We start from the raw sequence: 9123 nt of genomic DNA, 5'->3' as shown, positions 1-9123 counted from the left end.
AGGTACAACGCGACGGCGTCCGCCTTGAACTCCGGCGGATACGACTTCATCGCCACGTGGAACTCCTTGTCTCCGGATCTCCATCATCCGGTACTCAAGGTGTCCACGTTTCGGGGCGAGGGCCCGCCAGCGCTGCGGAGATGCGTTGCCGGAGTTGCCGATCGGACTGGTAGGCGGTCAGGAATGCGACCTCGTCGACGACGACCAGGATGAACGGGTCATCGACGGTGGGTGTGTGGGAGCGCTGGAGTCCGGCGAACCGGGCGGCTCGCTTCTGCATGACGCAGACGGCCTCGTCCAGCAGGTCGGCGCACTCTTCGGGTGTGGCTGCGTACCGGGTGCCGAAGAGTGCCCGGCCGTAGGACAGTTCCATGAGTTTGGGGTCCAGCGCCCACAACTCGACCAGGCCCGCGCTGACGGCGGCGAGCAGGGAGCGGATGACGGACCAGATGATCGATCCCTTGCCGGCTCCTGTGGCGCCCGCGACGAGGACATGGGTGCCGTGCACCTTGAGCCGCCACGGCCGCCCATCCTCGCCCTTGCCGATCTCGACGGGCCCCACCGTCGGCTCCTCCGGCATGGCGAGCGCTGGCAGGGGCGAGGCAAGCGGGTCACTACGCGGGAAGGCCAGTGTCAGCCGTCCGGCCTGCGACAGCGCCACGCGGCACGACTTCGCGCCGAAGCCTTGGGCCAGGTGGTCGGTGCGGTCAGCCCAGTCCTTGACCGCTTGGCCTTTGAGCATGCGTACGGTGACCTGGTCGGCCCACGAGGTGCAGGTGACCTTGCCGAGTGCGGGTAGATAATCGCGGCCCCGGATGTGACGGCCGAGACCGGAGACGATCATGACGGGTTGCCAGTGCCTCCGGTAGATCCAGACGAGTCGCCACCAGGCCAGCAGTCGGTAGCCGACCAGGCGGGCGAAGGACGCTCGGTCGATGAACGCCCATGAGGCCAGGACCAGGACGACAGTGCCGAGCAGGGATGCAGCCAGCGGCCAGCCGTAGAAGTACCAGGTAGCGCCGAGGGCTACCGGGATAGCGGTGGCGATGGGGTGGCGCCAGATCGTACGGACGAGTCCGGCGAGCATCCGGCAAGTGAAGATGACGATGGTGATGACGGCGGGAGTCTTGACGACGGCCGGTCGGAAGACGATGGCCGTGTCGGGCGTGGTGGAGACGAGGTTGCGCGCCTCGTCGCCAGGCAGCCGCTTGAACATAAGCTGGGTACCTCTCGTGATGTGGAGTCAGGGGAGAACCGAGGGGCCGCCGGAAGTTGCCGCTTCCAGCGGCCCCGCTTCGTGTCAGGTCGCCGGATCGGTGGCGTCCTTGGTGGCCGACTGTTCGGCGTGTAGCTGCTCGCAGTCGGCCAGGTAGCGAGCGGCGGCGTTGAAGATCTCGCGGGCGATGTTCAGGTCGGCGTCGGTGACCGGCCCGGCCCCGGTGGTGGAGATGTGCACGCTGGCCTCGTGAGAGGCGAACTCCAGGTACGGCCGCGGGCTGCTGAGCAGAAGTCCGGCGCGGACCTTGAGGCCGGGCGTGTGGAAGGAGACACCGACGTGCGGTGTGGACTCCGGTCGCAGAGACAGAGTGACGTAGGTGTACGGACCGAGACTCATGCCGCGACCCCCTGGCCGTCGGGCAGGCCGTAGAAGCTGCGCTCCATGGAGCGGGCGAAGCGGTGGGCCTCGCGGGCGAGTTGGCGGGCGAACTCCAGGTCTTCCGCCGTCACCGGCCCGTTCGTGGTGACCAGGACGGAGGTGGCGCCGAAGTCGAGCGCCAGGACGGGCTCCCGGCGGGCGAGCGGGTGGTTCATGGTGCGGGCGGCGTGCCCGGTGGTTAGCCGGATCACGCTGTTGCGCGGGGTACGGCGACGGGTCATTAGGCGGCTTCCTTTCCGGCCGAAGCCTTGCTCTGGGCGGGTTGGGCGGTCTGCCGGGGTGCGCGCATCTCACGGACCTTGATCGAGTACGCGAGACGACCGGCGGCGTTGACGTACGGCGTGATCGTGATGCCGTCGAACTCGACGGGCGTGAACGGCAGCCCCGGCATCGGGGAGGGCGGTACCGGCTGGACCGGCGCGAGGATCTTGACCGCCACGGTCTTCTGGGCGGGCTTGAGGGTTGGGTCACCGTCCATGACCGCGACCTGCCAGACCAGCTCTCGGGTCTGCTTGTCGCGGGCCTGCACGAAGCGGCCGTTGGTCGAGGCGTCGAAGTCCTTGACGGGCTCGACCTCGCCGACGATGTAGCAGCCGTGCGGAAAGACCATGGTGTAGGTGACGGGGATGGGTCCCTGGATTGCCATGTTTTTCCTCTCGATAGCGGCGGAGAGTCGTTTGTTCGCTCGTCCACTTGTCCGCATGAGTCGAGAGTAGGTGATCGCAACTCGTCCGCACAAGTGGTTGAGAGGTAAGTGGCGAGTAAGAGTTAGCTCACCTTGAAGACATCTTCGAGCTCGTGCAGACTTCCCAGCAGGGCCAGACTCACCACCATCAGCACGGCGCCGGCTGGGTCATGCACAGTAGCCAGCACCCCGAGGACCGGGTTGGACGACCCGAGCAATTCGGCTTCTTCAGGGGTAGGAGTGCGTGCGCGAAGCCGCTCGGTGATGTGGTCGAAGCGCAGGTGCTTGACGGCCTGAAGGTGCTGACGGATGCCCCGCCGCAGGGGTTCGGGCTTGTCCAGGTCGGTGCCGATCGCATGCTCAAGCGGTACCCAAATGGTCTCCACCGCCGAGATCACATCGGCTTGCCGTGCTACCCGCTTCCGCGCGATCAGCGGAGTTCCCTCGGCGACACCTAGCAGCCGCGCGACATGACGGGGAGCTGGTACGCGCCCAGCCTCCAATACGGCATCGGCGTTCTCGCCCTGCTCGGTCGTGGCCAGGCTAGGGCGTACGACCTCGGCCTCGTCTTGGGGACGGCCTTTGACGAACGACCCGCGGCCGTGTTCGCGTTCGATCCACCCCTGCATGGCTAGGGTCTGAAGGGCGCGCACGACTGTGGTCCGGCCGACTCCGAGTTCGCGCACTAGCTGAGTCTCGGAGGGCAGCATGTCACCCGGGGCGTACTCGCCCGATTCGATCCGCTCTTGGATCGTCCGCATAACCTGCGCGTATTTGGGTGGGGCGAATTCCATGCCCATCTCAACCGCCCGTTCACTCTTGCACTTGTGCGCATAAGTACAGTACCGGTCGAGGATGCGTTTGTCAGGACCCTTGACCCTGTTGCCGAATTATGATCAGGCGGTCAGCGCGAGTTCGAGGCGGGCGAGATGGCTGGTGCGGGTCCGATCGAGCACGTGGCCGTTCCACCAGGCGTCCAGGCGGATGAGGTTGAGCGCGACGGCGGAGTAGACGTGTTCGAGGTGGACCTTCTTGATGCCGCGGTAGCGGGCCTGGCGGATGCCGGTGACCGCGACCGCCTGGTGGATGGTGCCCTCGACTCCGGCGCGGATGGCGTACCTGGCCTGCCAATCGGTGCTGTGTTGCTCGCGGCGGGCCTGGTCCAGGACCTCCTGCAGCGCGCGGGGGCGCATGGTGAGCTGACGCCCGCCCTTCTTCGCCGAGGTGCATGCCGAGCGGGCGGGGCAGGCATGGCAGACCTCGCCGCCGAACTTGACCACGATTGCTTCCTGCCCGCGTTGGATGCAGGGGCTCCATGAGCTGCTGGTCTGGCCTTGCGGGCAGGTGACCTGCTGGTTGTCCCAGTCGACGGTGAACGCGCTGCGGTCGAAGCCCGTCTTGGCACGGGCTTGCGGGGAGTAGTCGCCCAGGACGGGGGTGACCAGTGCCAGTCCGTAGCGGCGGCGGGCGGCGACGATGAGATCGGCCGCGGCGTAGCCGGAATCGACGTAGTGCTCGGCGGGTACCAGACCGCGGCGGTCCAGCGCGGCGTGGATCGGCTCGACCTGTTTGACGTCGGGGACGGTGGCGTCCGTGGTGGCCACATTCGTGATCACGTTGGGCGGGGTGGTGGGCGCGTTGTTGCCCGGCTGCGTACCGGGCGCGGTCTCGTCTGGCGCGGGAAGGTCGTGGCAGGTCTCGCTGATGTGCACCTTGAAGCCGCACCAGAAGAAATCGTCGCCCTTGGCCGCCCAGCGGACGTCGGCATCGTAGGGGGAGGCCAGGCGGATACTGCCCGGCGGGAGCCCCTCTCCGCCGTCGTCGAGGGACTCCCGCCGCTTGACCACCTCCCGCCCGCGGCTGTTGGTGGTGCGGGTGTAGTTCTGAACCAGCATGATCCGCAAGGCTTGCACCGCGGGCAGCTCGCGCAGCCAAGCCGGGGAAAACGGCGCATACACGGCACTCACCAGCGCATATCCGTCGGCGCCGTAGGCGATGGCCAGTTGCTCGCGCTTGGTCGCCGAGGTCGGCAGCCGCCAGGAGTCCACCCGGGCGCGGTAGCGTTCGGCCCAGCCGCCCACCTCCAGCACCCGCTCCACCCAGCCGGGCGCGGCGGCCGAGATCGCCTCCAGCGCCGCCCGCACGCATTCCCCGGCCAGCTCCAGCCGGTTCAGATCGCGGACCGCGCCGAGCACATGCGTTGAGTCGGTGCGCTGCTTGCCACCCGCCTTGACGAGCCCCTTGTCGCGCAGATGGGCCAGCAGCGCATCCAGCGCCTTCTCCTCCAGCTCATGGGCGACGACCCGGGCACGAAACTTCGATAACACGGTGTAGTCGAATCCGTGATCAGCCAGCTCCAGGCCGAGCCCGTACTTCCAGTCGATGCGCCCCCGTACCGCATCGGCGGCCTGTCGGTCGGTCAGGTCTTCGACGAACTGCAGTACCGTCACCAGCGCCAGCATGGCCGGAGATTCGGCCGGCGCGCCTCGGACGGCGAACGCCCCGGCGAACTCGGTGTCGGTGAACACCTCACCCAGCTGATCACGAATCGTCATCGGCAGGCTGCCCTTGGGGAAAGCCGCCCGTGCTACCTGCGCGGTCGCCTCCGGAACGTGCGGCACCGACCGCGGCTGCATCGACATCACATGCCCATCCTGCGGCCGTCGAGGGGAGGGTCACGGCACGCAGAGACGATCTTTCACCCCAGCGCCACCCAGAACTCGGAAGTCGCCCGGCGTGTCAGCAGAATTCGGCAACAGGGTCACCCTTCAGAGCGCAGGCATCTCGACCGTGATTTCGTACCGATCAGGAACCGTTGATCAGCGTGACGCACTCCGGGCAAGCATGAGGCGCATTAGGTGCGAAGGGCATCGACCAGCCACAGAACGGCAACGGCCGGACCTGCGACGAGCACGCTGCCCCCCTCTCTGTCAGACTGCTGTGATACATGGGACGTATGAGTCCTTTTGATGCGAAGCAGGGCGAGACAGGACGATCGAGACAGTGACGATGACCCTCGCCGACCAGAACGCCATGACGGGGCAGGATGGTCGAGTGACCGATGAGCAGCCGACCCGCCCGAAACGGCGTACGTTCACCAAGGCCTACAAGGCGCGGATCCTGGCCGCCTTCGACGCACTGCCCGAAGGCAGCCCTGAGCGGGGCGCGCTGCTGCGCAAGGAACGGCTGTACCACTCCCACATCGTGCACTGGAGAAAACAAGCCGAGAACGGAACACTCCCAGCCTCGACCAGCCGACCGAAAAAGAACGCCGAGTCCGAAGAACTGGCCCGGCTGCGAGCCGAGAACAAGAAACTCAAAGCCGACACCGCGAAGCTCGAATCCCGCAACGAGAAACTGGCCGGCGAGCTGGGCAAGACCAAAACCGCGCTGGACATCGCGGGAAAAGCATTCGCGCTGCTTCAGGACATCTCAAGCAGCGCGGACTCCGACACGAACTGAACCAGGTCCTGGACGAGTATTTCCCGGCCCTGGAGCAAGCGGTCGGCACGGTGCGGGCGTGCGCGGTGTTCGGGAAATCCCGCGCCACGGTGCACCGGCACCGCAACCCGCGCCCGCCCGTGCAGGGACCGCGCCGCCCCTTCCACCACCCGGCCGAACTGTCCGAAGACGAACGCGAGCAGGTGCTGGCCGCGCTGGACTCGCCCCGCTTCGCCGACAAGTCACCCGGCCAGGTGTGGGCGATCCTGCTGGATGAGGGCACCTACCTGTGCTCACAGGCCACCATGTACCGCCTCCTGCGCGAACGCGGACAAAGCGGCGAGCGGCGCGCCCAGGCCGTACGCCCGCCGACCAGCAAACCCGAACTGGAGGCCGACCGCCCCAACCTGGTGTGGTCGTGGTCGGGTAGCCGGAGGGAATTGCACCCTCCGGCTCCCACAGAACCGTGCGTAATAGTCTCCCATTACACGGCTCTTGCCACCCTGATCACCAGAAATGGCGGGCCCATCGCCAATGCGCAAACATCCTTGGGTATCGCTGCGTGATTTCCTGGAAGCAGCGTTTGGCTTTCTTGAACCCGGCCAGTCTTTTGTACTTTCTGCGGATCCAGCGCACCAGGTAGGCATTGATGCGCCGTAGGAGGGGTTCCAGCGCGGAGCGGTAAAACGCTCCGTAGTATTGCATCCACCCTCGCACGATTGGGTTGATCGCTCGTGCGATCTGAGCGAAGGTATGGCCAGTGCGCCGGTGGATGCACCATCCGCGCACCTCGGCACTGATTTTCTTGAGAGCTTCCTTGCTGATTGCGGGCAGAAAACACGAGAAGGTTTTCCCGTGCCTGTTCCGCGCTCCGCGGACGCGGAAAGTGAACCCCAGGAACGTGAACGACGTGTGCTCGTATAGGCCGCGCCGGTTTGCGTCCTTGCAGTACACGATCCGGGTTTTGGCCGGGTGCAACCGCAGCCCGACCTCTTCCATCCTGTTCCCGATCGCCGCCATCACCTCGATGGCTTGACGCTCGCTGCCGCAGTGCACGACCGCGTCGTCCACATAGCGCTCGAAGGTGACCCCTGGATATTTCCGGGCCATCCACATATCGAATGCGTAGTGCAGGAACAGATTCGCCAACACGGGCGAGACCGCTGATCCTTGAGGAGTTCCACGATCCCTCTCTTGCAAAGTACCGTCGGGCATCTGGAGTGGAGCACGCAGCCATCGCTCCACATAAAGCACCACCCAACGTTGATCGGTGTTCGCCTCGACCGCTTTGATCATCAGGTCCCAGGGAACGCTGTCGAAGAATTTCTGGATGTCCAGGTCGACTACCCAGTTGCTCTTCCAGCAGCGCTCTCGGCATTTTAACACCGCGTCCAACGCTGACCGTTTCGGCCGATATCCGTAGGAGTCTTGATGGAACTTCGGTTCCACCTGCTTCTCCAGCCGGGCGGCAACCACGGTCTGCGCGATCCTGTCCGCGACGGTCGGAACGCCGAGAATTCTGGTTCCGTCGCCGTGCGATTTCGGTATCTCCACCGCCCTCACCGGGGGTGCAAAATAGCTGCCCGAGGACATCCGATTCCAGATCCGATAGAGGTTGCCTCGCAGATCTTTCTCGAATTCCTCGATCGAGCAGCCATCAACCCCTGGCGCGCCTTTATTGGCCTTGACCTTCTCCCACGCCTCCCATACTTCCCACTTCGAGATCTCAAAAGACTTCTCTGAAGATTTCAGCTCGCCCACGCGACTCCTCCCAGGACAACGTCCCGGTTGATCGAACGAACATAGCCACGGATGACCCGGCCCCTTCGCTCCACCCCCATTACAGGGACTTCATCACTACTACGGGCCGGTCCGCCAGCGAGCCCCGCACCGGTACTCAATCCCTCACGGTTTCCGCCGTTACGGGACGCTCCCTTTCCCTGCCTATTGGCAGGACTATCGGGGCTCGCCTTCCCACGTTCCACGCGAAAGCAGCAGATCAGACTCGCGTCGCCTCTATGCCGGGCACCACCTGGCCAGTAAACGGGTATCCGCCAGACTTGTCCTGGAGCTATATCCATACCCCCAGTTTCGATGCCACCTTGTTTGTTTTCGACACTTCATCAGCGATTCGCTTGCGCTCGCCTTCCTGATCCCCACCTGACGCCTCTACGACGCCTTTTCCACATCGCTCACCACGACGGTCTTCAGCCAACGCAGCATGTGGCGGTTTGAAGCCTCCCCCCGCAGGGCGGCTCCGAAGGGCCATACCTTCATCATTCGCGCAGCACCACGTTCCAAGAGGCGCCTACCTCATACCTGCACCTCTCTTCCTGTGTTCGTGGCACACGGACATCACCAAACTCAAAGGCCCGGTGCGCGGCGTCTACTATCTGCTGTACGTCATCATCGACATCTTCTCCCGCAAAGTCATCCACTGGGAGATCTGGCCCACAGAGAACGGCACCCTGGCCAAAGAATTCATCCAGAACGCCATTGCCGCCAATCACGCGGTCGCGCCCCGCTCCATCCACGCCGACCGCGGCACCTCGATGACCTCCAACACCGTCACCGGCCTGCTCGCGCTGCTCGGCATCGACCAATCGCATTCCCGTCCGCACGTGTCCAACGACAACCCCTACTCCGAAGCGCAATTCAAAACCCTCAAATACTGCCCGGCATTTCCCGGCCGGTTCGGGTCCATCGAAGACGCCAACGTCTTCTGCAGCCAATTCTTCCGCTACTACAATCACGAGCACCGCCATTCCGGGATCGCGATGCACACGCCCGCCTCAGTTCACGACGGCACCGCCGTTCACATCCAGGCCAAGCGGATCGCCACCCTCCACGCAGCCTTCCAAGCGCATCCCGAACGGTTCCGCGGCCGGCGACCCTACCCACCGGCACTGCCGACCAAGGTGTGGATCAACCAGCCAGTCGCAGCCTCCGAGACTGATGTCTCACCACAAAGCACGCAAGTAGCCTGACGTCTCACTGGGTTTGACAGGTTCCGCCTGCTTGCTCCGAACAGCACGGCGTGCTGCAGTACGTTGCGGCGGTCTGTAGAGAGGCCCGCCACGTACGTTGGGACAGGTGGGTCGTCCGGGATCCGTGCTGGTTCACCCACGTACAGGTCATCCCAGGCCACGGCCCAGCGCCGGGTTCCTTCCGGCAGGTAATAGGAGTCGTCCAGTTTCAGCAGAGCGAGCTGACTGGACCGCCCCGGGAATCTTGGAGGCTACGATTCCTGCGAACTTGCGAATGACATAGCAGATTCCTGCGCCTTAAAGAAGGCGCCTTCGTACTCCTTCGGCGGAATATTGCCACAGAACGAGTGGAG

General features: G+C 64.8%; 9 protein-coding genes and 1 pseudogene. 3 read left to right on the top strand and 7 right to left on the bottom strand.

Translation table 11 applies throughout. The features are described from left to right. Positions 1-94 precede the first annotated feature (94 nt). The 6 genes from ABGB18_RS49080 to ABGB18_RS49055 form a co-directional block, all read right to left on the bottom strand. Positions 95-1216: an FtsK/SpoIIIE domain-containing protein gene (locus ABGB18_RS49080; protein WP_347702616.1), complete on the bottom strand. Its 1122-nt coding sequence runs from the start codon at positions 1214-1216 to the stop codon at positions 95-97. An 84-nt stretch (positions 1217-1300) separates the two neighbouring features. After that, positions 1301-1615 carry a hypothetical protein gene (locus ABGB18_RS49075; RefSeq protein WP_347702615.1) on the bottom strand — a complete coding sequence of 105 codons (315 nt, stop codon included), beginning with the start codon at positions 1613-1615 and terminating at the stop codon, positions 1301-1303. Continuing rightward, positions 1612-1878, bottom strand: a complete 267-nt coding sequence (locus tag ABGB18_RS49070; protein ID WP_347702614.1) for a hypothetical protein — start codon at positions 1876-1878, stop codon at positions 1612-1614. Before ABGB18_RS49070 ends, ABGB18_RS49075 begins: the two co-directional genes overlap by 4 nt. Further along, entirely contained in the window at positions 1878-2303 is a 426-nt protein-coding gene (locus ABGB18_RS49065; RefSeq protein WP_347702613.1) for a plasmid replication, integration and excision activator, read from the bottom strand. The genes ABGB18_RS49070 and ABGB18_RS49065 overlap by 1 nt, the downstream gene beginning before the upstream one ends. Before the next feature lie 122 nt (positions 2304-2425). Continuing rightward, positions 2426-3142: a GntR family transcriptional regulator gene (locus tag ABGB18_RS49060; RefSeq protein ID WP_347702612.1), complete on the bottom strand. Its 717-nt coding sequence runs from the start codon at positions 3140-3142 to the stop codon at positions 2426-2428. A 96-nt stretch (positions 3143-3238) separates the two neighbouring features. Beyond that, positions 3239-4978, bottom strand: a complete 1740-nt coding sequence (locus ABGB18_RS49055; RefSeq protein ID WP_347702617.1) for an IS1182 family transposase — start codon at positions 4976-4978, stop codon at positions 3239-3241. A 367-nt stretch (positions 4979-5345) separates the two neighbouring features. Here ABGB18_RS49055 and ABGB18_RS49050 point away from each other — a divergent pair, with 367 nt between their 5' ends. Next, a complete protein-coding gene (locus tag ABGB18_RS49050; protein WP_347702611.1) occupies positions 5346-5804 on the top strand; it encodes a hypothetical protein in 459 nt (152 codons plus the stop codon). A 170-nt stretch (positions 5805-5974) separates the two neighbouring features. Further along, positions 5975-6205, top strand: a pseudogene (locus ABGB18_RS49045) (IS3 family transposase); the annotation flags it as partial. Between the two features lie 85 nt (positions 6206-6290). Here ABGB18_RS49045 and ltrA read toward each other — a convergent pair. Beyond that, positions 6291-7544 (bottom strand): group II intron reverse transcriptase/maturase, encoded by a 1254-nt coding sequence (gene ltrA / locus ABGB18_RS49040; RefSeq protein WP_347702610.1) that lies wholly within the window; start codon positions 7542-7544, stop codon positions 6291-6293. A gap of 470 nt (positions 7545-8014) precedes the next feature. Here ltrA and ABGB18_RS49035 point away from each other — a divergent pair, with 470 nt between their 5' ends. Next, positions 8015-8770, top strand: coding sequence for a DDE-type integrase/transposase/recombinase (locus ABGB18_RS49035; protein ID WP_347702609.1), 756 nt, complete (start codon positions 8015-8017; stop codon positions 8768-8770). Positions 8771-9123 lie beyond the last annotated feature (353 nt).

This window comes from Nonomuraea sp. B12E4 (assembly GCF_039871825.1).
In the GTDB taxonomy this organism is placed as follows: domain Bacteria; phylum Actinomycetota; class Actinomycetes; order Streptosporangiales; family Streptosporangiaceae; genus Nonomuraea.
This window is presented reverse-complemented; position numbering and strand designations above follow the sequence as displayed.

Coding starts and splice junctions, on each gene's coding strand:
- ABGB18_RS49080 (WP_347702616.1), bottom strand. CDS start 1,216: ATGTTCAAGCGGCTGCCTGGCGACGAGGCGCGCAACCTCGTCTCCACC.
- ABGB18_RS49075 (WP_347702615.1), bottom strand. CDS start 1,615: ATGAGTCTCGGTCCGTACACCTACGTCACTCTGTCTCTGCGACCGGAG.
- ABGB18_RS49070 (WP_347702614.1), bottom strand. CDS start 1,878: ATGACCCGTCGCCGTACCCCGCGCAACAGCGTGATCCGGCTAACCACC.
- ABGB18_RS49065 (WP_347702613.1), bottom strand. CDS start 2,303: ATGGCAATCCAGGGACCCATCCCCGTCACCTACACCATGGTCTTTCCG.
- ABGB18_RS49060 (WP_347702612.1), bottom strand. CDS start 3,142: ATGGGCATGGAATTCGCCCCACCCAAATACGCGCAGGTTATGCGGACG.
- ABGB18_RS49055 (WP_347702617.1), bottom strand. CDS start 4,978: ATGCAGCCGCGGTCGGTGCCGCACGTTCCGGAGGCGACCGCGCAGGTA.